Below are 24,120 nucleotides of genomic sequence, written 5' to 3'. Positions count from 1 at the left end.
ATAGGTTGTATTTTATAGTCGGATAATCTATTCAAATCATGGTGATTTCTCAAAAAAACTATTTGGCAATCGCTGTCAGTGGTTTGTGTATTCTGTCTTTAATTGTTTGGCGTGACATGCCTTATTATCCTGATGAAGTAGCATTGCAATTCTATGCAGGAAGGTTTATTCAGGATAAGGGCGTTTCTCACGGGTTGTTTGCACTTTGCTCGTCTTGGGGGCTGAAAGTCCCGATGCTGCTTGCATTACCAGCGTGGTTATTGTCTAAAACTATGCTTTTGGTAAATCCCGTGCAGTTTCGTATTTTTCCATTACTGGTTACTTTGACGATAGCATTATATGTGGCTAAGAAGGCTGTCAATGGTGTAAATCCACTTGCGGTACTAATTATTTCAACAGGATTTATTGGGGTTGCTGGCTCCGGGCTAACGATGGCTCGTCCTGAATTTATTCATTTGCTTAATTTGCTTTTCTGCTTACTCTCATTTGTTTATTGGGATAATTCTGAAGTTCGTAAGCTTTATATCGGTATTTTTGTATTGGTTGGTTTGCTGGCTAGTGCATCATTGTCGGTTTATGTGCATATTCAAGGGGTGTTATTTGTTCCGCTGTCTATAGTTCTTGCAATATTACTATGTCGATCATTTACGTATAAAATTATTCCCACGATATTATCTGTTGCATATTTGTTCGGTATGTCAATTGCAGCTATTATTGGGTTTAGTCGGGGCATGTCATGCGACAATTACCCTGGTATACAGAGTTATTTGTCTTCTATGACAGTTGATATACATGCAGTTGTATTGCAGGGATTCTTTAGCTGGGTTAATAATAACTTTGTCGGTTATTCTCAGTCGTTTCTTTATAATAATGAATATGCGATTGGTTACTTGCCCTCCGTCGAACCTGAGTCTATAGTTTATTTTATTAAACTAAGGTTTTTAAATTGGTTTATACGGATTATTCTGTTTTTTAATCTTGTTATATTTTTTGGAGTTTTATTTTTTAGCGTTTTTAAGGTGATTAATGGGTTATTTTGTTATTTTAAGGCGAAATACACCTGTAAAAAATATTTTGATATAAGATATTTGCTTCTGTGTTTGATTGTTTCTCCGATTGTTTTTTTGTATGTTTATGACGCGGCTCATAATTTTTATAGGACTTTTTTTCTAAATTATGTAATTGTTGTTGTTGTTTGTCTATCTCTTGCTGGTTTTAGGTCTGGATACTTTAAGCATCTTATAAATATATATGCGTTAGTCTGTATTTGTGTAGTTGCTTCATCCCTACTTGTGAATTTTGTATTATTCAACAAATATTTAAAGGAAGGCTTTGTGGGTCCATCAATTGCGTTGAATAGTCTCGGCGCAGTTAATCATGATATTTTGGAGTTGGCTAGTGCATGTAAACTGAATATGGATAAGGGCAGAATTATTGTCGACGATTTAACCTATGAAAGCATGAAGCGTTTTTCTATACTATTTCCAATTACCTATCTCGACTTGCAGGGGCAGTTGACTGGCTTGGGCACTAAAAGAGTGCTTGATGTTGCTAAGCCTAGAGGGGTTATTGCTAGGTGTAGTTATGTTGAGCACGCAGGGCTAGTATATGAACATAAAAATAACGGGTTGTGTTGTGCAAACTATAGCTATCTATAAAAATAAATTATTTGGTAACTTAGTTTTGTAGGTGTTTATTTCGTGTTTTATATCTTGTGCTCATAAGTATTTAAAATAGTTTGATTTATAACATGCAGGCTTATCTGGCTTATAAGGAATTTTGTTAATATGAAAAAGGTAGCCATCCTTCAATCAAATTATATCCCTTGGAAAGGCTATTTTGACATTATTGCTGCAGTAGATGAGTTTATTCTATATGACGATATGCAATATACTCGTCGAGATTGGCGGAATCGCAATCAAATTAAGACGCCTCAAGGTCTTCAATGGTTAACAATTCCCGTGCAAGTGAAAGGTAAGTATCTTCAGAAGATTCGAGAAACCCAAATTGATGGCAATGACTGGTCGGGAATGCATTGGAAAGCACTTGAGCAGAACTATCGTCGAACTCCTTATTTTGATGAGATCGCCTCACTTATTGAACCTATCTATAAAGGCGAATCTTTCATATATATCTCCCAGTTGAACCGGAGGTTTATTGAGGTTGTTTGTAAATATTTAGGTATACAAACTGTAATATCTAATTCATGGGATTACCATCTTATTGATGGTAAAACAGAACGCCTTGCAAATCTTTGTGTTCAAGCTGGTGGTTCAGAATATATTTCAGGTCCATCCGCTAAAGGCTATATTGACGAACACGTATTTGGAGAAATAGGTATCAAGCTTACTTGGTTCGATTATGCTGGATATCCTGAGTACCCGCAACTTTGGGGTGATTTCACGCATGGTGTTACCATACTGGATCTTTTGTTCAATTGCGGTAAAGATTCGCGTAGTTATATGAGGTATGTTAGCCCATGAAGCTTTCAATTGTTGCCACTCTTTATCAATCGGCACTATATATTAATGAGTTCCATGCTAGGGCAACCGCTGCCGCGATTGAATTAACAGGTGGTGAATACGAAATAATACTAGTTAACGACGGTTCTCCGGATAACAGTCTCGATCTTGCTGTAAAGCTTAGTGAGCGAGACCCCCATGTGATTGTTGTCGATCTGTCGCGTAATTTCGGCCATCACAAAGCGATGATGACCGGTTTATCGATAGCGCAAGGTGAGCGAGTGTTTTTGATTGATAGCGATCTTGAGGAAGAACCAGAATGGTTGCTACCTTTCATAAGGCAAATGGAATCGGAGGCATGCGATGTTGTATACGGCATTCAATCCAAACGCAAAGGAGGTTTTTTTGAAAGAATCACTGGTGTTTTGTTTTATGGTTTATTTCGAGTTTTTACTGGAATAGCTCAGCCAAATAATATCGTCACTGCCCGGCTAATGTCACGAAGGTACGTTGAAGCCTTGCTGTTACATCAGGAACGGGAAATTAATATTGGCGGACTTTGGATTATCACTGGGTTTAAACAATGTCAATCAATTGTCAAAAAACACTCAAGTAGCCCCTCGACATACTCTATCTCTCGAAGATTTAGTCATTTCGTCAACGCGGTAACATCTTTTAGTAGTCTTCCATTAGTATTCACATTCTACTCAGGATTCGTTATATCGATTTCCGCATTGATCTACATTGCCTATCTTTCTTTCAGGTTTTTTTTCATCGCTTCGCCGCCTAGTGGATACACTTCAATTATTGCATCAATATGGTTGTTTTCTGGATTGATTATTTTTTTTATTGGTGTGCAAGGTATTTACATATCAAAGGTATTTTCCGAGGTCAAACAACGGCCATATACGATAATTCGGCATGTTTATAGACATGTTCAACAATCGCGAGGTGCAAAATGACAGTTAATAGTATACCTAGTGGTTCATATGGAGTTTGGCAGCAGTGTCAAGTGGAGTCAGTGATTGATGAGGTTGTTGAGCAAGTTACAAGAGTTGGTTATGCAGTTGTTGACGGGGGCTATTCGTTATCTGAGCTGAAGGACATTTCGGATGAATTTAATCGTATTCGAAAGAGATATATTTCGATGTACGGAGAACAATTGCTTAGAGATATAAATGAATATCACACTATTCGGTCGCCTTTAACTCATAATGGAGGAGTTGACGTTTTTATTGGTCTTGCTTTGAATGAAAATCTTCTGTTAGTGCTACGGCGCTTGATTTCAGGAAAGTTTGTGCTTAATCAGCAAAATGGAGTTATCAATCCTCCGCTAGAGACTTATAATCAAGGAGCTTGGCATCGGGATTTGCCTTATCAGCACTTTGTGTCTACAAAACCTCTCGCTATCAATGCCTTATTCTGTGTTGACGATTTTACATTTGAAAATGGGGCAACATTTGTACTTCCTGCATCGCATTTATCAGAACCATTTCCTTCGTTAAGTTATATTCAACGTAATGCTATACAAGTAGAGGCAAAAGCTGGTTCATTTATTGTGCTCGATTGTATGCTGTTTCATTCCGGTGGGTTTAATAAAACAAATTATGAGCGTCGCGCGGTTAATCATCTCTATAATGTCCCGTTTTTTAAACAACAGATTAGTATACCAAACAATATAAATGATAATACATTATCTCAAGAGGCAAAAGAAATTCTTGGATATGATTACATGGAAGCGAGTTCCGTTGGGCAATATTTCGCAATGCGTAAAAATAAATATTACTGATTATTGGCTCGCTATTTTAGGAAAAACTAAATGGTTAACAAAAATATTTCCTTATATAAGGCATTTTCTGATCCTGTTGTACAAAGTGAGCTTAAGCTTGATGGCTGCAACGGATTAGTTAATAGTAACGGTGTATTGTATAAATTTGTAAACTCCAACCCGTTGGTTATCGATTTTATTGAGCCGTATTCTTTAACAGAAACTGATGATATTAATCTGAAAATGTATAATTCAGAGGGATCTACCGAAATTTATCGTAATTTTTTAAACTGGCTTTTCGAAACATTTGATGAGCAAGAGTCCTTTTTCAGAGTTAAAACTATAAATCGTTTAAACCTTGCTAAAGGTATGAAGGTTTTAGTTACTGGGTGTGGCCTGGGTGAGGATATTCCGCTGATTATGAATATTATTGGCGAAGAAGGTGAATTACATGCTCAGGATTTTAGTTTGGCAATGGTTAAAAAAAGCAGTGACATAAATAAATTTAATAATTTATGTTTTTCTGTTTCAAATGCCAAATCTCTTCCTTATGCATCTAGGTATTTTGATGCGGTTTATCATTTTGGTGGTATTAATTTATTTGGAGATATTGGGAAGGCTATTTCTGAGATGGAGCGTGTATGCAAGATTGGCGGTAAAGTGCTGTTTGGTGATGAAGGGATTGCATCACATTTAAGAGGTACTCCGTATGCAGAAATAGCAATTAATAATAATAGATTGTGGGCCTCTAATGCTCCTTTGGACGCGCTTCCATACAATGCAGATAATATTGAGATAACCTATGTTTTAGGAAATTGCTTTTATCTTATTTCTTTTTCTCCGTATATTGGGTTTCCAAAAATGAATATAGATGTTATTCATAAAGGATTGCGTGGAGGTACGGCGAGGACCAGGTATTTTGGAATGCTTGAAGGTGTTACTGAATTGTCAAAAAACAGATTAATAAGTGAAGCAAAAAAAAGAGGTATATCAATTCACGATTTAATGGAAGAAATTATTAATGATAAGCTGTCTAACATATAACATAATGTTTAATAGCTACGGCGTGACTACTGCTCGCAACGATGCGGTTATTTTTGATTCATACATTTGTTTAATAGTTTAGATTGCCCGATATCATGACTGCTGAAAAACTAATTAAAGACATAGGGAATTACTACGGTAGAAAGATCGTCGAGCATGGGGTAAGTCCTAAGGGTGTGGACTGGAATGGAGAGGCTAGCCAAGTTTTGCGGTTCAGTCAATTATGTAAATTGCTTGACGCGGGTGCCTGCGATGAGTTTTCTATAACCGATTATGGTTGTGGTTATGCCGCATTGGCGGACTATTTGGCAGCTCGTTTCGAAAAATTTGAGTACCTCGGATACGATGTCTCCGCTGAAATGATCGATGCTGCGAGGATAGAGCATTGCGATCAGTCAAATGTTAGGTTTAATGTTGGAAGTCAAATACTAGAAGTCACAGATTATTGTTTGGCAAGCGGCGTTTTTAACGTCAAGCTTGAGTATTCAGACGATACTTGGATTGATTATATTCATACGACTTTGGATGCTATGTCCCAATATGCCAGTCGAGGATTTGCCTTTAATTGTCTTACCGCTTATTCGGACGCAGATAAGATGCGCGATTACCTCTATTATGCGGACCCGTGTGCCTTGTTTGATTTGTGTAAGCGCCGCTATTCGCGAAATGTGGCTTTGCTGCATGATTATGGGCTGTATGAGTTCACGATATTGGTAAGGAAATAATTATGAAGAATCGGCTTGTAATTTTCGGTTGCGGTGAAATAGCACAGCTTGCCTATTTTTATTTCAGTAATGACTCAGATTATGAAGTCGTGGCTTTTACAGTTGACAGGGCATATATAACGGACTCATTTTTTTGCGGTCTTCCAGTCGTGGCATTTGAAGATATTATTCTGCAGTATAGCCCAGAAGAGTATGAATGTTTTATCGCACTTAGTTACTCGAAACTAAATGCAGTTCGTAAGGAAAAGTATTCGTCGGCCAAAGCAAAAGGATACCAGTTAGCAAGTTATGTTAGTAGCAGGGCTACAATTTTAAACGAGGGGCGAATTGGCGATAACTGTTTTATTTTTGAAGATAACACAATTCAGCCTTACGTTACGATTGGTAATAACGTAACACTTTGGAGCGGCAATCACATCGGTCATCACTCTACTATTAAAGATCATTGTTTCATCGCCTCTCATGTCGTTATTTCTGGAGGGGTCGAAATTGGGGAGCAATGTTTCGTTGGTGTTAACGCGACAATCAGAGATCACATTAAAATTGGCGAAAAATGCGTTATTGGAGCTGGAGCATTGTTGCTCGTGAATGCTGAACCCGAAGGTGTTTACATGGGAATGGCAACAGATCGATCAAAAATTCCAAGTACCAGATTAAGGGGAATATGAATAGCAAATGGCAAAAGCTAGGACTGCTCTACAGTACCCCTAGCAACGGGCTTCATCCCAAACTCATGACCCATGCTTCAAATCCTCTGCCCGTGTTACTGAAAGATGATGTATACCGTATTTTTTTTAGCGGCAGAGATGCGAATAATCGCTCTTCGGTTGGTGCAGTTGATATCGATATCCTAACACGCGAACTTGTTTGTGAGCATAGTGAACCCTTTTTTGTACATGGACCTGAGGGTTGTTTTTATGCTGACGGCGTTAGCATCGGTAATTGCTATGAGGTTAATGGGATAACCTATATGCTTTTTATGGGTTGGCAGACGCCTAAACAGGGGCATTGGCGGGGCGATATTGGTAGATTGATTTTAAAGCCGGATTGGAGTTTAGAGCTAGATTCTGATATTCCTCTAATGGGATCTGATGATGTTGATCCCATAAGTCTTTCTTATCCTTGGGTCCAAAAGGATGAGGACGGTTATAGCATGTGGTATAGCTCAGTTACAACTTGGGATATTGGCAATGGAGAAATGTTAGCTCCGATCAAATACGCTTCTTCTCATGACGGACACAAATGGAATCGTAAAGGGTTAGCAATACCTTACGAAATTGGAAGAGCGCAAGCCTTTTCTAGGCCCACAGTTATAGGTGATTTAGAAAACGGATTTAAGATGTGGTTCTCCTATCGAAGCGATATTGGAGGTAAATACCGAATTGGATATTCTTTTAGTAATGATGGAAAGCAGTGGGAGTTATCCTTGGCAGACGCGGGCATTGATGTTTCTATTTATGGATGGGATTCTGAAATGATTGAGTATCCATTTGTTTTTGAGCACAAAGGCCATCGATATATGCTCTATAACGGCAATGGCTTTGGCAAGACAGGGTTTGGATTGGCTGTTTTAACTTATGGGTAATATGTCTTTGCCACAAAAGAGAAGTCGAAGTTCAGTAAAACAATTATTTCGCTACGGAGTTGTTGGAGTTTTCAGTAACTCGGTGGGTTATATGGTTTATTTACTGGTTACTTATTTTGGAGGGGCTCCTAAGATAACCATGACTTGTCTATATGCTGTTGGGGCTGTTATTGGCTTTATTGGCAACCGTAAACTGACATTCGCGCACTCGGGAAGTTTGCTTGGAGCCGGAGTCCGTTACGCAATTGTACATTGCGTAGGATATTTTATTAACCTTGGGATACTTATCGTAATGGTTGATAAGCTTGGATACCCACATGAGTTAGTTCAAGCGGCGGCGATTTTTATCGTGGCTTTGTTCCTTTTTTTTACATTCAAGTTTTTCGTTTTTACGGCTTCTGGAAGTGTTAATGCGGGTAAGGTATGAGACATTGCTTAGCTTGTAACTCGCAATATGATACTAAAAACTCTAACTGTTTAAGTTGTGGATTTAGCCCCTGCAATATAGACGGTTTTGATTCTTACGCGCCTGATTATGCTCGTGGTGGCGGAGGCTTTAAGGCAAGTTATTTTTCGGAGTTAGCTTGTCTTGAATCATCTAATTTCTGGTTCCAATCGAGAAATAAAATAATTTTGTGGGCGTTGAAAAAATACTCTCCAAGCTTAAGAGATTTTCTTGAAATAGGTTGTGGTACTGGTTTTGTGTTGAGCGCAATTCAAAATTCTTTTCCAGATGTGGCAGTTAATGGAAGCGAAATTTTCGTCGAAGGGCTAGGATTTGCTGCGAAGCGAGTTCCTTCAGCTAATCTCATGCAAATGGATGCTCGGCAAATTCCCTTTATGGATGAATTTGATGCTATTGGAGCTTTCGATGTACTCGAACACATCAAAGAAGATGAGCTTGTTCTTAGTCAGATTCGTAAGGCATTGAAGTCCAAAGGAGTGCTATTGCTCACTGTGCCTCAGCATGCGTGGTTATGGAGCGTTGCTGACGAATATGCACTTCATGAACGTCGTTATTCTGCTATAGAGATTTATAAAAAGGTAGAGATGGCGGGGTTTAGAATCGTCAGAAGTACGTCTTTTGTGTCTTTGATTTTGCCTGCGATGATATTTTCTAGGTTTTTTAAAAAGAATATGGACGAGAAATTTGATCCCACATCTGAGCTTAAAATTGATCCTTGGTTGAATATATTATTCGCTAGCTTGTTAAGGATTGAGCTTGCAGGGATAAAGTTTGGAATGAATTATCCCTTAGGTGGATCCCGACTTATAGTTGCTACGAAGATTTAAAGTATGAAAAATATGAAAAATACTATTCCTTTTAATTGGCCTTATATGACAGGCAAGGAGTTGTACTATATAGCCGAAGCTCATTTCAATGGAAGCTTGGCTGGTGATGGGCCTTTTACCAAGAGATGTCATGGCTGGATAGAGGAGCGTACCCATTGTAGTAAAGCTTTATTAACTCACTCATGCACGGCTGCGCTGGAGATGGCTGCATTACTATTGGATATTCAGCCTGGTGACGAGATCATTATGCCGTCTTATACCTTTGTTTCAACGGCCAATGCCTTTGTGTTACGTGGTGGCGTGCCAGTTTTTGTGGATATCCGAGAGGATACCTTGAATCTGGACGAGCGATTGATCGAATCAGCTATTACGCCGCGAACGAAGGCGATTGTACCAGTTCATTACGCTGGGGTTGGGTGCGAAATGGACACAATTATGGCTATTTCTAAGCGCCATGATCTTAAGGTTGTAGAGGATGCCGCGCAAGGTGTCATGGCTAGTTATAAAGGGAGCATGTTAGGAAGCATCGGTGATCTTGGGACATATAGCTTTCATGAAACCAAGAATGTTATATCTGGAGAGGGTGGAGCTATATTAGTGAACGATCCTGACCTAGCATTGCGTGCCGAAATTGTTCGAGAAAAGGGTACTGATCGCAGTCGTTTTTTCCGTGGTGAAGTTGATAAATATACCTGGCAAGAAGTTGGCTCATCATTTTTGCCTGGTGAATTGATCGCTGCTTTTCTCTGGGCTCAGCTTGAAGATTCTGAGCGCATAACACATGAGCGGCTGGTAAGCTGGCAGCGTTACCATGAGATATTGGAGCCTCTCGAATCGAAAGGTGTTCTACGCCGACCTATTGTCCCTGATAGTTGTCAACATAATGCCCATATGTACTACGTGCTATTGGCTTCTGATATTGATCGGCAACAAGTATTGAATGAGTTCAAACGTAATGACATCACGTCAGTGTTTCACTATGTTCCGTTGCATTCTTCGCCGGCTGGGGAACGATATGGAAGAGTTCACGGCGAACTTGATGTTACCAATTCGCGCTCAGAAAAATTGATACGTTTGCCGCTTTGGGTTGGACTTACTTCGGAGCAGCAAAGACGAGTTGTGGATGTGCTGGAATATGTTACGAGCAAGGGGTAGATTTTGCCTGCTATGTGTTTACTTCATTGAAAATTAATTGATGAGGCAAGCATGACCAACTTTGGGCAATGGAATAATCAACTACTGGAGCCAGTATTGATTACCTATAATAGGGCCTCGTGCTTAAAAGAAACATTGCAAACTTTTCTCGATGCCGGTCTGACAGAGATGCGTCTGCATGTTCTGGATAATGCATCGACAGATGAGACAGGTGATGTTGTGGCTGCATATCAGGAGCAATGGCCTAACCTGAAATATCATCGTAACAAATATAATATTGGCGGTAACGGTAATATTTTGCGAGCGGTGGAAATAACTGATTCAAAATATTGCTGGATTATAGGTGATGATGATGACTGGCACCTGGAATATGTTATAGATTTAATTTATGCGCTGGAAAATAGTGATGCCGATATTATTCGTTTGGGTTGGCTGGTAGAGGATAAACATAGAGGTCAGCTTATCAGTGCACTGGATTTGGCTGAAAATGAATCGTTATTCTTTGCTAGTATTAGCATGATTTCCGCAACAATAACTAGGCGTTCTATTTTGGCGGCTTATTTGCCAAATTCTTACATGAATATTGGCGATGCTTACCCTCAATTAGTACCCGCCATCCTTGCCGTGCAACAAACACCTCTCCTTGTTTATAGTACCAAAAATAACTTAATGACACATACTCCAAATACCGGCCCAGGATATTATTTCGGTGATTTGGAATGGTATGCTGCTTGGTTTAGAACCAGTAGGTTTTTAACGGATACAAAGCTCCGGATAAAATTTATTGGGGAAATTACTCGGTATATGACAAGAGACAGGAATAATAAGAACGGCTGTTTGTGGTTGGTTAAAGTAGCCTTAAATTACAAGGCCCAAGGTATAAATCAATTCAATTATTTGTTGTCTATGCTGGCATATGGTGATGGTTGGCGCGGTCGCATCCTAATCGTATTGCTGGTCTATTGCTTAATGCCCGGCCGTTTGGCAGGAGGCTTGCGGCGATTTTATCGTAAGCTTTTTAATTTACCCGAGAGAACTTTAACTATTGATCGATCCAGGCTTTGATTTTTTTGCCGAATTGAATTTATAACTAGCCAATCCATTCATTGGATACAGGGAACCCGAGGCAAAACTATATGCAGGTCGATAAGAAAACGTTAGCAGTTTTAGCGCAACGCGGCTGGCAGGCTGGCGCTGGCCTGATTACGCTGTTTTGCATTGCACGATATTTATCGCCTGCTGAACAGGGCTACTACTACACCTTTGCCAGTCTCGCCGGCTTGCAGGCGTTATTGGATATGGGTCTGTCCACCATACTGGTGCAGCAGGCGGCGCATGAATTTGCCGAATTGACTTGGTTGCCGCATGGGGCGGTCGTTGGTAAAAATGTCGGCCGCTATCTGGCTCTGACTAAAAAAGCGTTGTGTTGGTATGGTGTTTCAGGACTGCTGTTTTTGTTGGTTTATCCGGGCGGTTTGTATTTCTTTAGTCATCGGCCCCAGGAGTCGGATTTAGCCTGGCAGCAACCTTGGTTGGTTCTAGTTGTCAGTACCGCAGTAGGTTTGGCCTTATTACCGGTTTTGGCTATAGTGGAAGGCAGCGGTAAAGTTGTGGAGGTCTATTCGCTGCGCTTGGTGCAAGGTATTGTTGGCGCTATCGCCATTTGGTTTACCCTAATGCAGGGGGGCGGTCTTTATGCGGTCGCTATGATGCCCGCATCGGCTGCCTTGATTGCTTTGGTATGGGCACTATTTCGCTATCCGAAACTATGGGTGTCAGCGTTGTTTGGAATTTCTGGAGACTTCGGTTGGTGGCGAGAGCTTTGGCCGATGCAATGGCGTTTGGGAATCAGTTGGCTCTGCGGGTATTTTTTAACGCAGATGCATACTCCGCTATTGTTTCAAACTCAGAATGCTGTGGTTGCAGGGCAAATGGGTGTCACCATGACCGTTTGCAACATGTTGGGTTTGTTAAGTTTAGCTTGGATGACGAGCCGAATCCCCGTGTTAGCGAAAGCTGCCGGTCAACAGGATTGGGATTTACTGGACAAGGAATTCAAAAAGGGTTTTAAACGTTCACTTGCGGTATTTGTCCTGGGGGCGGTGTTTTTTGTTTTGATTCGCTATGCGGCCGATTACACGGCGTATGGCGTAAGATTTTTACCGTTTTGGGAAACTTTTGTTCTCATCGGTGCAATTTTGTTTGCCCATATTTCCGGATTGTTAGCTATCTATCTCAGGGCGCACCGTAAGGAGCCCTTTCTTTGGTTGTCCTTGTCAGGAGCGTTGTTGACCGTTGGTGGCTCGGTTTGGCTGGCGCCAAGTTTGGGTTCGGCGGGTATTGTGCTGGTGTTGTTTTTAGTGAATGTTGGGTTCGGTTTTCCGACATCGCTGGTGATGTGGGTAATGCTTCGTAAAAAGTGGCACGCGATAATATAATAAAAATATGAATAAAGAGAATAGGCCCTTGCTAACTATTGCCATTCCAACTTGGAATAGGGCAAATTATTTAGTTAAGAATATCGAACAAATTGTATCTCAGCTTGGTGAATTAACTTATCCAATAGAGATTTTAGTATCCGACAACTGTTCCAGCGATAATACTAAAGACTGCGTCGACGAGTTTTTAAACAAAGGACTTCCGATACGATATATAAGAAACTCGGAGAACATAGGTCCTGATCTAAATATTGCACAATGCTTTAATCAGGCGGCTGGGCAATACGTTTTAATTTTTGGCGATGATGACTTACTGATAGATGGCTCGTTAAAACATCTGGAAAGTTTATTGGCGCGTAAAAATTATGGTGTGGTGTCAGTCCGAGCATATGGTTACGACTTCGACTTTAGGGCTGAATACCCTGGCGGTAGCGAGAAATTGTACGAATTTGCAAACTCAAACGAGTTTATTGTCAAGTTAGGTAAGTTTTCGACGTTGATTTCCGTGAATATAATATCCAAGGATTATTTGCAAGGTGTCGATGCTAACGATTACTGCGGAACCAATCTGGTACACATTGATTTAATTTACAGTGCTGCTTTAAAGGCGCCTGTTAATCTATATGTAGACAGCTATTTGGTGGCTTATAAGCGTAATAATAGCGGCGGGTACTCCTTTTCCGACGTGTTCGTTGATAAGTTTGGCGCTATTGTTGATAAATATATTGATAGTGGATTATCCGTCGGTACTAAATATAAACTCGAATCGGATATGCTGATAGGCTATTATCCATACTACGTGTTAAGGTTGCGGTTGCAGGGAACTGAAGATTTGAGTATTGCCTATTCACGATTTAATGCCAGATTTTCTCAGCATTGGACTTTTCATTGTTTTGTCGCGCCAATTTTTAAGCTGCCAAAAGGATTGGCAATAATTTACGGTGCTATGTCGGTTTTTATCGGAAGAGTGTTGACTGGCGACTTCAGACGTGGTTGCGCTTTTGTTTGGGTACGGTTGGGCAAATTTATTAGGCATTAGTGTTCTGGCTTATGAGTAATTGTTTTTATTAAAGATTGATAAAGTTCACCTTATTAACATACCGATGATTTCTTTTTGCTAAAGGTGGAGACGGCTATTAATTGTTTCAAGATTCTTAAGTATTTATCTCAAGTCAATGAAAATATCAATTGTCACCGTATCTTATAATGCGGCTGAGTTTATTCACGATAATTTGCAGTCAGTATCGAGGCAGAATTTTAATAACATCGAGCATATCGTCATTGATGGTGGCTCAACCGATGGCACCGTCGATGTGGTGTGTAAATACGGTCAGCATCTGGCCAAGTTTATTTCCGAACCTGATCACGGTATTTACGATGCGATGAATAAAGGTATTTTTCTGGCGTCCGGTGATGTCATAGGTACACTGAACGCCGACGATGTGTATGCGGATGACACGATATTATCCCAAGTCGCCGACATTTTTTCTGACCCTACTGTAGACGTCTGCTACGCAGATTTGTTGTATGTCGATAGGTACGATGCTTCAAAAATTGTTCGATATTGGACTTCTTGTAACTATCGTAGCGGTTTATTCGAAAAAGGTTGGATGCCGGCGCATCCCACTTTTTTTGTGCGTCGCCGCCTCTATGAGCAGTTGGGCGGATTCGATTTACAGTTTTCCAGACAAGCAGACTTTGAGTTGACTATGCGATTTCTAGCCGTGAATAAGGTTAAGGCTGTTTATATTCCCAAAATCTGGATAAAAATGCGGATCGGCGGTATTTCCAATAATAGTCTGATCGGCATTATCAAAGGAAACATAGAAGCTTATTACGCTTGCCGAAAGAATAACCTGCCCGTGCGAATGCCGATGTTTATTTTACGTAAGGTTCTTTCCCGGATGCCGCAGTTTTTTAATAGACCGACTGTCCCCGTTAAGTAGTTCCGCGTTCGTTCCGGCCAAGATTTACGGGTTCTTTGGTCAATGCTTCCGATACCCTGGAGCCGTTGATAATTTGCTAGAATGCCTGTTAGCTCATTTTTTAGTACAGACATGAAACACATCGAACTCCTCTCCCCCGCCGGCACCATTCGTAATATGCGGTACGCCTTTGCGTTTGGCGCTGATGCGGTTTATGCCGGGCAGCCGCGTTATAGCCTGCGTGTGCGCAACAACGATTTTATGGCCGACAACCTAGCCAAAGGCATAGCCGAAGCGCATCAGTTGGGTAAGAAATTCTTTCTGGCCGCCAATGTCATTCCGCATAATGCCAAGATTAAAACGTTCTTGAAAGACATGGCGCCGATCATTGCGATGCAGCCGGATGCGTTGATCATGGCCGATCCTGGCTTGATCATGATGACGCGGGAACAATGGCCGGAGATGCCGATTCATTTGTCGGTACAAGCTAACACGGTGAATTACGCCAGTGTCAGATTCTGGAAAAGCATGGGTGTGGAGCGGGTGATTTTGTCGCGGGAGTTATCGCTGGATGAGATTGCCGAAATCCGCCAACAATGTCCAGATATGGAGCTCGAAGTATTTGTACATGGTGCGTTGTGTATTGCCTATTCCGGTCGCTGCTTGCTGTCCGGTTACTTCAATCATCGCGATCCGAATCAAGGTACTTGTACCAATTCCTGCCGGTGGAAATACGATACTAAGCCGGCTGTGGAAAATGCGGAAGGCGATTATTTGCTGGCTGATAGTACGGTCATTTCGATGAATGATTTGAATGCCGGGCTCAATACCGCCAGTTGCGGTGGCGCCGACCGGCATCCTTTGGCAGACAATATCTATTTCCTTGAAGAAGAAGGCCGCCCAGGCGAATTGTTGCCGGTGATGGAAGACGAAAACGGTACGTACATCATGAATTCCAAAGACTTGCGGGCGATTGAGCACGTGCAGCGCTTGGTGGAAATCGGTATCGACAGCCTGAAGATCGAAGGCCGTACCAAATCGCATTTTTACGTAGCGCGCACTGCGCAGACTTATCGGCAAGCGATAGACGACGCATTGGCGGGCCGGCCGTTTCAGCCCGAGTTGTTGGGGATTTTGGATAACTTGGCGAATCGCGGTTATACAGACGGTTTTTATCAGCGCCACCATACCCACGAACATCAAAACTACCTATCCGGTTATTCCAAAAGTCACCAGCAGCAATTTTGCGGCGAAATTACCCATTACGACACCGAAACGGGTTGGGCGGACATTAGCGTCAAAAACAAGTTTTCGCTGGGCGACAAGTTGGAGTTAATCCTGCCGCAGGGGAATCGGGATATAACTGTGGAGAATATGGTCGATAAATACGGCCAGCCCATGCAGGAAGCGTCTGGGGGCGGTTATGAAGTGAAAATTCCACTGCCTGATGCTGATTGCCAGTACGGACTGCTGGCGCGTTATTACTAGCCTTTGGAGGCTGTATGTCATTTCTTACCAGCGCATTATGTGATCGTTTTTCCGCCCAAGAAAATTTTCAAATTGCCGAGCCATTGTTCCGGTATTTCGGCGGTAAAACCCAGTTCAGCGGGCAAATCACGACTTTAAAAGTGTTCGAAGACAACACTTTGGTGCGGACCGTGCTGGAAGAAAAAGTCAATGATCGGGTGCTGGTTATCGACGGCGGCGGCTCAAAGCGTTGCGCCTTGTTGGGGGATACTTTGACTGCTTTGGCGGTCGAAAATGGCTGGCAGGGTATCGTCGTTTACGGCAGTATTCGCGGTTCGGAAGCGATCAACAAAATGCCGATTGGTGTGGTGGCTCTGAACACTCACCCGCTTTGCAGCAGTAAGCACGGACATGGACATCGGGATTCGATGATCACTTTTGCCGGCGTCAATTTCAAAAAAGATCACTATCTTTACGCCGATAGCGACGGAATTATCGTCTCGGAAACAAAATTGGATTAAAATCGTTTTGTCTTAACCAAGTAAAATACTCAAGAATATGCAAATCGTACTCGCAAACCCTCGTGGATTCTGTGCCGGCGTAGACCGGGCTATTGAAATTGTCGATCAAGCGATCGATACCTTCGGTGCACCGATTTATGTGCGGCACGAAGTGGTGCATAACCGTACGGTAGTCGATGGCTTGAAGGAAAAAGGCGCGATTTTTATCGAAGAACTCAGTGACGTGCCGGTGGGGTCGTACCTGATTTTTAGCGCTCACGGTGTGTCCAAGCAGGTCCAAAAGGAAGCGGAAGAGCGCAAGTTAACCGTGTTCGACGCGACTTGTCCGTTGGTTACCAAAGTGCACATGCAAGTAGCCAAACATGCCAAACAGGATAGAGAAGTGATTCTGATCGGCCATGCCGGTCATCCTGAGGTTGAAGGCACTATGGGACAGTACGACAAATGCACCGAGCATGGCGATATTTATCTGGTTGAAACCCCGGATGATGTGAAAAACCTGAGAGTGAATAATCCGGATAATTTGGCTTACGTCACGCAGACCACATTGTCCATGACCGACACCAAAATAATGGTCGACGCATTGCGTGAGCAGTTTCCGTCCATCAAAGAACAGAAAAAAGACGATATTTGCTACGCTACCCAAAACCGCCAGGACGCAGTTCACGATCTGGCAAAGATTTCGGATCTGATTTTAGTGGTGGGTTCGCCGAACAGCTCCAACTCCAACCGCTTGCGGGAAATCGCCGAACAGCTGGGTAAACAGGCGTTTTTGATCGATACCTACAAGGATTTGAAACAAGAGTGGCTGGAGGGCATCAACGTAGTCGGCGTGACTGCTGGGGCGTCCGCGCCTGAAGTGTTGGTGCAGGAAGTCATTAATCAACTCAAAGAGTGGGGCGGCGAAACCACCCAGGTTCGTGAAAACAAAGGTATAGAAGAAAAAGTAGTCTTCTCGATTCCGAAAGAATTGAAAAAACACATGGAAGCTTAATTCCGTTTACGACTGGAGAATTTTATGAGCCTTACTGCGCAAGAACTGGTAGCTGCCGCCAAACAACAGATTACCGAAATCGACGTGGCGACTGCGCAAACGCGCTTGAGCAGTTTATTGCTCGATGTGCGCGAGCCAGCGGAATACGCCGCCGGGCATTTGCCGGGGGCTGTCAATATTCCTCGCGGCTTGCTGGAGTTCAAGATCGATACCCATCCGGATTTCCAAGGCCGGCAACAGGCGGACATAGTGGTTTATTGCCAGACTGGCGGACGTTCGGCATTGGCTACTCAGGTCTTGAATCAACTGGGTTATAGCGGTGCGGTTAGCATGGCGGGCGGGTTTAAAGCCTGGACGGAGAGCGGTTTAAGCGTTGAGTGAGTTAAACCAAGTCCGCATCGATAAGTGGTTATGGGCCGCGCGTTTTTTCAAGACGCGCGGTCTGGCCGGTGATGCAGTCAGCGGTGGCAAAGTGCACGTCAACGGCCAGCGCTGCAAGCCGGGCAAGGAAGTGAAAGTCGGCGATTTGATTAGCGTTACCAAAGACCAATACACTTGGGAGCTTACGGTGACTGATCTGAATAATCAACGCCGTCCGGCTAAAGAGGCAGTGGCGCTTTACAGCGAAGACCAAGCCAGTATCGATAAGCGAATTAGGCAAATCGAGTTACACAAGCAGCAGCAAGCCTTGCTGCATCCGTCAGAGCGCGAGCATAAACCCAACAAAAAACAACGCCGGCAAATCCATCGCTTCAAACAGGACGCGCTCTAAGCACTATTGGCGCGTCGAACAAAACAATAGCCACAAAACACACTTCAATTTATCATTCCCGGCTAACTTGCATGGAATTAGTGCTTGAATAGCGTCTATCCGCGGCATCAAGATGCCTTAGGATAAATTTTATCGAATTACGATTAAGCGGCGCCTAAGAACTCGATTCTACATTTAAACGATACTGCATCGGGCACATGCCTGCCTGGGTTTCGCGACACCATAGGATATTTAATGTCGATACGTTGTTTTTCAGTCCTGACTACTGCATTGCTAACCAGCGGTTTCCTAGCCGGTTGCGCCACAACCCGGCAAATTGCCGTCGATTATCCCAAAACCGAGTCTTTGCCGATCAAGCCGCTACGCGGTCAAACCATGGTGAGCGGTGACGACTACTATGTACAATTGGTCTCCGACTTTGATTTCAAAGGGGATAACGCCCTGAAAGGCGGTTGCAGCGATGTCGGTGGTCATTACGAAAACGGTGACCTGTCCGCGGCGCTAGTATTCAGTGTGCATAACGATGCCTTAAAACTGAAGCGCGAAGCCAGCGGCTTTTTGTACCAAGCCACAACCGGCAAATGCAATTTCAAGCTGGAAACCAAAAAATCTTATCTGACCCCTTGGTTACGGCTCGATTCCAGCAAAGACACCCTGATCGAATACAACTTTCTGACCAGTAACAGCCATGAAGCCAATCTTTCCCAGTTGATCAGCGACGTGAATGCCGCCAGCAGTTTGTTCGCCTTCACCGGCGTCGGTGCCGGTATGGCCGTAATGGGCAAGCTGGCCGGCAACTGGGTGGAGAGCAATCCGCAAGTGGTGGCCAAAACTCCCGCAGCCGGTACTTCTGGTAACGGTAAATACAGTTCCGAGACGCATTCTTTGCCTGCCAGTGTGGTACTTGCGGGGGACAGCAGTAGTTTCAATCAAATCCGTCTGGGTGTTTATGAGGTGGTTGAAGGTGGCTTGAGTGCTTGGTCTTCCGAAAGCAAACTGCTGGGCGAATTGCGGGTATACCCGGAAATAGTCTCCTCATTACTGTTGAAAACCTCGGGCGACCTGCCGCCCGACGCCCATGATTTGTCACTTGATGAGTTGTGGCGGATACCGATTCAAACGGCCAATGGCGAAGTCAGTTTGCGGCAGTTGATCGATCAAGTCGACCCGGCCGCGAAACCCAATCTGCAACCGGATTGGCAAAACTACCCGGATGTGGAAAGCCAATGCCGGCGCTTGAAGCTGGCGATGAAGGATTTGGGCTTCAATAAATTTGATCGCAATGCGGTGTTGTACTATTTCCTGAGCAAAACCTCGCCGGATTGGAAAAACTTTAATATCTCCGCGCAGCGGGCCATGACCGACGAAATTCGCCCCAAGTTGCTGGAACAATATCGGGCTAAGGACTTCGCCGGCTGTCTGGCGAGCGAAGACTACGCCGTCATGAAGAGCATGAAGCTAGCGGTTAACACCGAGCAGGATTGGGAAGCGCTGACCAACTCCCGGCAGAAAAAAGAAGGCGTCATCAACCCAATTCAATCGGCGGCGCGGCAATTCTTGTCGGCTTTGCAAAATCCCAACAAAGACGAAGCCGCTCGGCAGCTATACCCTTTATTAAATACCGAAAAAGGCGGGAACGGCACGGTGCTACTGCAAAACCATTTGGGCAACTTTGGTTTGGAAGCGCTACTGCAAGTGCCGACGGTTGCTGACGAAGGCGTGCTGATCAACGCCGCTCAGCTGGCGGGTGTGTTTAGCGGGCTCAATGTCGAGACTTACACTTGTGCGCGTCCGGCTCAAGATCAAGGCCAGCCTTTGGCGAATATCGGCATCATGCTGTTTGTCACCAAACCCGGCAGTCCGCGTGAAAAAGGCGGGGCTTTGGAGTTTGAGTTAGTGCAAGGCAAGATTGCCCGCCTGGCTTTTCAACATCCGTCCTTTCGAGATTTCGAACAAAACCTGGCCGATTATCCGGATCTCGGTGGATGCCGGATAGATGCCGATTTGTTGAATAAGCTGCACTAATTCCCAGCGTGTGGTGGTGACAATGAATCGAAAAAAAGGCTTGATCGCAGGATTGGGGCTTATTGCGCTTTTGGCGATCTACGCCTTCTTGGGGTTTTACCTGGTGCCGGCCCTGGCCTTAAAAAAACTGCCGGCTTTAATTCAGGAAGAAACCGGACAGCAAGCCCGGCTTTCGGCAATTCGCTTTAACCCCTTCAAATTCACACTGACCTTGGAAGGCTTTGCCCTGGCGGCGAAAGACGGCAAAGATCTGGCGGGTTTCGAGCGTTTATTTGTCGATTTGGACACCGTCGAGTCGGCAAAGCTGGGCGGTGTGGTTTTAGACGTCATTGATTTGCATAATCCGCAAGTCAATATCGAACGTCGCGCCGACGGCGTATTCAATTTTGCGGATATAAAAACCAAGCAATCAGAGTCGCAGCCTGACACAACAGACAGTGATGGCGAAAGCTTGGCGCTGTTGGTTCATCAAATCGCGATCACAGAAGGACGAATAGGCTGGCAGGATGCTACCAGCGGTCAAGTGCTATCGGAAAACCTGTTACCGCTTAATCTATCACTCAACGAATTCAGCACTCAGGCGGCAAGCAGTGCGCCGGGCGAATTGAGTGTGGGTTTGGAATCGGGCGGCACTATCCAATGGCATGGCGATTTCTCGATTGCACCGCTGGCTTCTAAGGGTCAGTTGCAGTTGGAAAAAATAGGTCTGGCCAGAAGCTGGCAATTATTTTTGCAACAAATCCTGCCGGTGGAAATCGTCAACGGCGTGCTGGGTTTGCAAGTCGATTACACGCTTGCCCAAGCAGCGGATGGGATGCTCACAAAGCTAAGCAACGGCAATGTCGAGATCAAACAGCTGGAGATCACCGAGAACAATCACGGTAAGCCTTTAGTCAGCATACCGGCCTTGGCCGTCAACGGGATTAATGTCGATGTTAATCAGCAACAAGTTGAGATTGGTGCGGTATTCAGCAGCGATGCGGGGATTAGCGCATGGTTGCAAGCGGACGGTGTTGTCAATTATCAGGCTTTGTTTGCCGGAGATGCCGCAGCTCCAGCCACCACTCAACCATCGGTACCACCAGCAGTTGCGGAGGAGAGCAAGCCGTGGCTGGTTAATGTGGATGAGTTAGCACTGAACAACTACAACATTCATTTTACCGATTTCAGTCTGCCGAAGCCGCTGGAACTGCAACTGAGCGAGTTGAGTGGCAAGGTGCAAAAATTTAGCACCCAGGACAGTGGTAAATTGCCGGTGCAATTGAGCTGCAAGTTCAATAATACCGGCGGGTTGAAAGTGGACGGCGAGATGAGTTTGCAGCCTTTTGCGGGGACTTGGGCGCTGGATATTCACGATATTAATCTGAAAGTGTTCCAATCTTATCTGGACCCCTTTTTAAAACTGGAATTGGTGGATGGCGATTTCAGCGGGAAGGGTAATCTGCAATTAGCGGTGGCCGAGCAACTGCAACTCACGTTTCAAGGCGATGCCAATTTAGAAGGTTTGGTGACTCGGGATCAGCTCAAAAACGTGGATTTCTTGAAATGGTCCAATCTGGAGGTGTCGGGAATAGACATCGATTTGGCGAAACAGGATTTCAAATTCGCCAAGGTAATGTTTGACCGTCCTTACCTGCGGTTTAATATCAAAAAGGATGGTAAAACCAATATCGACGATCTAATGCTGCCGCAAACACCCGCAAAACCAGCGCCGGCAGCTAAACCTCCTGCAAAACCGGCGGCCGGCAAATCCACCGAGCCGCGAGTCAGTATCGGTAAAATCGAACTGAAAGAGGGTAAGTCGGATTTCTCCGACTACTCCTTGATATTACCGTTCGTAGCGGCGATGAACAGTCTCAACGGCGAAGTCAGCGGGTTTTCCTCGGACAAAGATGCCGAGGCCAAGTTGGCTTTAAAAGGCAAGGTTTATGAGATGGCCTCGGTCGGTATCAAAGGCAAATATCAATTCGATACGGGGGATTCGGACATTGCCCTAAATTTTACCAACATGCCTTTGCCGTTGATTACGCCTTATATGGCTGAGTTTGCCGGCTACCGGATTGAAAAAGGCCAAATGGCGTTGGATTTGCGATACACCATCAAGCAGGCGCAGTTGGCAGTCCAGAATAAATTGCTCATTGATCAGTTGACCTTGGGTGAGCATGTGGAAAATCCGAATGCGGTGTCCTTGCCTTTGCATTTGGCGATTGCCTTGCTGAAAGATGCGGACGGCAAAATTAATCTGGATTTTCCCATCACCGGCAGTCTGGAAGATCCGAAATTCAGTATTGGTTCCTTGCTGGCCGATGTGTTGGTTAATCTGATCTCTAAAGTGGCGATGTCGCCGTTCAAAGCGCTGGGTTCGCTGCTCGATGATGACAAGGATTTTAGCGCGGTGGCTTTCGCACCGGGCAGTGCTGAATTGGCTGTCGAAGAATCCGCCAAACTGGATCAGCTTAATAAAGCCTTGCTCAGCAAACCCGAGTTGACCCTGGAAATCAAAGGTATTGCCTACCAAAACCTGGATTGGCCGGCGATGCGCTTTGAAGCAGTAAAGGATGTATTGAAAAAAATGAAGTCCGGCGAGTTGCGCGACAAAGGTGAGAAAGTTCGGCACGAATACATCGAATTATCCGACGATGACTACAAGCGCTTGCTGGCCAAGTTTTTTGGCGAAGTCTTCCCGCAGGAGATGGATAGATCCTTATTAGGCAAGCCGCGGATCAAGGCTAATCCGGACTCTGATTTTTACCCGTTGGCGCAACAGAAATTGGAAGGCATTTTTCCACCCGATCCGCAGCGCCTTAACGATCTGGCGATTGCCAGAGCCAATCATATCGCGCAGTATCTGGCCGAACCCGGCGGGATTAGCAAAGATAGGCTGTATCTGATGGCGACCGAGTTGAATCAGGCTGAAACAGCCGATGGGATTAAATCGGTGCTATCGTTGAGCGTTTCACAGTAAACGGAAGCTTACACTGTTTGTAATATAATGGCGTTTACGCAGCGATAGTGGCGCATCGATTTGTATTTAAGGTTTTATAAAAATGGAGATTCTAATGTCAACCCAGTTTTTTCGATTTATTCCACTGTTGGCGCTAAGCCTAGGCGGGCTGTTTTTCGTGTCTCCGGCGGCTGCGCAATCGCTAACATCCTGCACGATGACTTACAAGTTGAGCGGTTGGTCACTCGTTTATAAGCAATACGATGGCCTGGGTAATATCAGCTGCAGTAACGGACAGCGGGCGCAAGTTGCACTGGCGTCCAAGAGCATAGGTTTTACCATCGGTAAATCGGAAATCGAGGGGACAGGGGTGTTTTCCGAAGTTAGAAATCTGAATGAAATTTACGGCAGCTTTGTGGCTTTTGAAGGGCATGCCGGCGCCACCAAGTCGATAGACGGGCAATTGTTAACCCGAGGCGAAATTTCTTTGGCGCTGTCCGGCAAGGGTCGCGGTATAGACATTGGCGTGACCTTGGGCGCTTTGACTATCTCACCTAGATGATCGGTTTTTGCGTTGCCGGTGCTTACCGATAAGGTCTGGGATTTTGCTTATTATGTCGATGGTAGGTGACCCGTGCCGTTTGTAGTCCGAGATCAGACGGGGGCAATTGTGCAGCTGTGCGACAGCGGCGATGAGTGGCTGGATGTCGACCACCCGGAAGTAGTGGCATTCTTGCAGCAGGTCCCAAGTGATAAGGCAAGGGAAGCCTTGTCAGCTACCGATAACGATATGGTCAGGGTCATAGACGACTTGGTGGATTTACTGGTAGCCAATCAGGTGTTGATTTTTACCGAGCTTCCTGAGCGCGTGCAAACCAAGTTGTTGGCAAGGAAGCAACTCAGAAAGGATGTGAATGCCTTGCAAAATTTGATGGTAGACGATGAAGGGTTGTTCTAGGCAATGGTTGAGGGCTTAGCAACACAGCGCGCTGTTGGTTTTGT

The 24,120-nt window shown here is 44.3% G+C and carries 24 protein-coding genes; all 24 read left to right on the top strand.

Annotated elements, in window-relative coordinates; genetic code table 11:
- Window positions 1–38: 38 nt before the first annotated feature.
- The 24 genes from DDY07_RS10270 to DDY07_RS10155 all read left to right on the top strand — a co-directional run bounded on the left by DDY07_RS10270 (window position 39) and on the right by DDY07_RS10155 (window position 24,076).
- The gene (locus DDY07_RS10270; RefSeq protein ID WP_171695818.1) at window positions 39–1,658 is read left to right on the top strand and encodes a hypothetical protein; all 1,620 of its coding nucleotides are present in this window, start codon (window positions 39–41) and stop codon (window positions 1,656–1,658) included.
- A 129-nt stretch (window positions 1,659–1,787) separates the two neighbouring features.
- Window positions 1,788–2,483 carry a WbqC family protein gene (locus DDY07_RS10265; RefSeq protein WP_033155233.1) on the top strand — a complete coding sequence of 232 codons (696 nt, stop codon included), beginning with the start codon at window positions 1,788–1,790 and terminating at the stop codon, window positions 2,481–2,483.
- On the top strand, window positions 2,480–3,424 hold the full coding sequence (locus DDY07_RS10260; RefSeq protein WP_101055381.1) for a glycosyltransferase family 2 protein: 945 nt from the start codon (window positions 2,480–2,482) through the stop codon (window positions 3,422–3,424). The genes DDY07_RS10265 and DDY07_RS10260 overlap by 4 nt, the downstream gene beginning before the upstream one ends.
- Window positions 3,421–4,251 (top strand): phytanoyl-CoA dioxygenase family protein, encoded by an 831-nt coding sequence (locus DDY07_RS10255; protein ID WP_171695817.1) that lies wholly within the window; start codon window positions 3,421–3,423, stop codon window positions 4,249–4,251. Before DDY07_RS10260 ends, DDY07_RS10255 begins: the two co-directional genes overlap by 4 nt.
- Before the next feature lie 30 nt (window positions 4,252–4,281).
- Complete coding sequence (locus DDY07_RS10250; protein WP_171695816.1) at window positions 4,282–5,274, top strand: class I SAM-dependent methyltransferase; 993 nt, start codon at window positions 4,282–4,284, stop codon at window positions 5,272–5,274.
- Between the two features lie 95 nt (window positions 5,275–5,369).
- The gene (locus tag DDY07_RS10245; protein ID WP_171695815.1) at window positions 5,370–5,999 is read left to right on the top strand and encodes a methyltransferase domain-containing protein; all 630 of its coding nucleotides are present in this window, start codon (window positions 5,370–5,372) and stop codon (window positions 5,997–5,999) included.
- 2 nt (window positions 6,000–6,001) lie between these two features.
- On the top strand, window positions 6,002–6,667 hold the full coding sequence (locus DDY07_RS10240; protein ID WP_033155229.1) for an acetyltransferase: 666 nt from the start codon (window positions 6,002–6,004) through the stop codon (window positions 6,665–6,667).
- Window positions 6,664–7,584, top strand: coding sequence for a hypothetical protein (locus DDY07_RS10235; protein ID WP_171695814.1), 921 nt, complete (start codon window positions 6,664–6,666; stop codon window positions 7,582–7,584). Before DDY07_RS10240 ends, DDY07_RS10235 begins: the two co-directional genes overlap by 4 nt.
- Entirely contained in the window at window positions 7,577–8,011 is a 435-nt protein-coding gene (locus DDY07_RS10230; protein ID WP_216614737.1) for a GtrA family protein, read from the top strand. The genes DDY07_RS10235 and DDY07_RS10230 overlap by 8 nt, the downstream gene beginning before the upstream one ends.
- Window positions 8,008–8,877, top strand: coding sequence for a trans-aconitate 2-methyltransferase (locus tag DDY07_RS10225; protein ID WP_171695813.1), 870 nt, complete (start codon window positions 8,008–8,010; stop codon window positions 8,875–8,877). The genes DDY07_RS10230 and DDY07_RS10225 overlap by 4 nt, the downstream gene beginning before the upstream one ends.
- A 3-nt stretch (window positions 8,878–8,880) precedes the next feature.
- Window positions 8,881–10,032, top strand: coding sequence for a dTDP-4-amino-4,6-dideoxygalactose transaminase (rffA, locus tag DDY07_RS10220; RefSeq protein WP_253734455.1), 1,152 nt, complete (start codon window positions 8,881–8,883; stop codon window positions 10,030–10,032).
- A 51-nt stretch (window positions 10,033–10,083) separates the two neighbouring features.
- Window positions 10,084–11,097, top strand: a complete 1,014-nt coding sequence (locus DDY07_RS10215) for a glycosyltransferase (RefSeq protein ID WP_171695812.1) — start codon at window positions 10,084–10,086, stop codon at window positions 11,095–11,097.
- Window positions 11,098–11,168: 71 nt separating this feature from the next.
- Complete coding sequence (locus tag DDY07_RS10210) at window positions 11,169–12,470, top strand: lipopolysaccharide biosynthesis protein (protein ID WP_033155226.1); 1,302 nt, start codon at window positions 11,169–11,171, stop codon at window positions 12,468–12,470.
- Window positions 12,471–12,477: 7 nt separating this feature from the next.
- Window positions 12,478–13,509: a glycosyltransferase family 2 protein gene (locus tag DDY07_RS10205; RefSeq protein ID WP_171695811.1), complete on the top strand. Its 1,032-nt coding sequence runs from the start codon at window positions 12,478–12,480 to the stop codon at window positions 13,507–13,509.
- A gap of 136 nt (window positions 13,510–13,645) precedes the next feature.
- Window positions 13,646–14,416, top strand: coding sequence for a glycosyltransferase family 2 protein (locus DDY07_RS10200; protein WP_171695810.1), 771 nt, complete (start codon window positions 13,646–13,648; stop codon window positions 14,414–14,416).
- Window positions 14,417–14,527: 111 nt separating this feature from the next.
- The gene (yegQ, locus tag DDY07_RS10195) at window positions 14,528–15,883 is read left to right on the top strand and encodes a tRNA 5-hydroxyuridine modification protein YegQ (protein WP_171695809.1); all 1,356 of its coding nucleotides are present in this window, start codon (window positions 14,528–14,530) and stop codon (window positions 15,881–15,883) included.
- 14 nt (window positions 15,884–15,897) lie between these two features.
- Window positions 15,898–16,383: a ribonuclease E activity regulator RraA gene (rraA, locus tag DDY07_RS10190; RefSeq protein ID WP_171695808.1), complete on the top strand. Its 486-nt coding sequence runs from the start codon at window positions 15,898–15,900 to the stop codon at window positions 16,381–16,383.
- A gap of 37 nt (window positions 16,384–16,420) precedes the next feature.
- The gene (ispH, locus tag DDY07_RS10185; RefSeq protein ID WP_033155221.1) at window positions 16,421–17,377 is read left to right on the top strand and encodes a 4-hydroxy-3-methylbut-2-enyl diphosphate reductase; all 957 of its coding nucleotides are present in this window, start codon (window positions 16,421–16,423) and stop codon (window positions 17,375–17,377) included.
- Window positions 17,378–17,401: 24 nt separating this feature from the next.
- A complete protein-coding gene (locus DDY07_RS10180; RefSeq protein WP_171695807.1) occupies window positions 17,402–17,758 on the top strand; it encodes a rhodanese-like domain-containing protein in 357 nt (118 codons plus the stop codon).
- Complete coding sequence (locus DDY07_RS10175) at window positions 17,751–18,149, top strand: RNA-binding S4 domain-containing protein (protein WP_171695806.1); 399 nt, start codon at window positions 17,751–17,753, stop codon at window positions 18,147–18,149. The genes DDY07_RS10180 and DDY07_RS10175 overlap by 8 nt, the downstream gene beginning before the upstream one ends.
- Window positions 18,150–18,383: 234 nt before the next feature.
- Window positions 18,384–20,174, top strand: a complete 1,791-nt coding sequence (locus DDY07_RS10170) for a hypothetical protein (protein WP_171695805.1) — start codon at window positions 18,384–18,386, stop codon at window positions 20,172–20,174.
- Window positions 20,175–20,196: 22 nt separating this feature from the next.
- The gene (locus tag DDY07_RS10165) at window positions 20,197–23,139 is read left to right on the top strand and encodes a DUF748 domain-containing protein (RefSeq protein WP_216614736.1); all 2,943 of its coding nucleotides are present in this window, start codon (window positions 20,197–20,199) and stop codon (window positions 23,137–23,139) included.
- Between the two features lie 94 nt (window positions 23,140–23,233).
- Complete coding sequence (locus DDY07_RS10160) at window positions 23,234–23,680, top strand: hypothetical protein (RefSeq protein ID WP_026604268.1); 447 nt, start codon at window positions 23,234–23,236, stop codon at window positions 23,678–23,680.
- Window positions 23,681–23,788: 108 nt separating this feature from the next.
- Window positions 23,789–24,076: a hypothetical protein gene (locus tag DDY07_RS10155; protein WP_216614735.1), complete on the top strand. Its 288-nt coding sequence runs from the start codon at window positions 23,789–23,791 to the stop codon at window positions 24,074–24,076.
- Window positions 24,077–24,120 lie beyond the last annotated feature (44 nt).

The organism is Methylomonas sp. ZR1 (assembly GCF_013141865.1).
Lineage (GTDB): Bacteria > Pseudomonadota > Gammaproteobacteria > Methylococcales > Methylomonadaceae > Methylomonas.
Note: the sequence above shows the minus strand (reverse complement) of the source record. Positions and strands in the feature narration are given on the sequence as shown.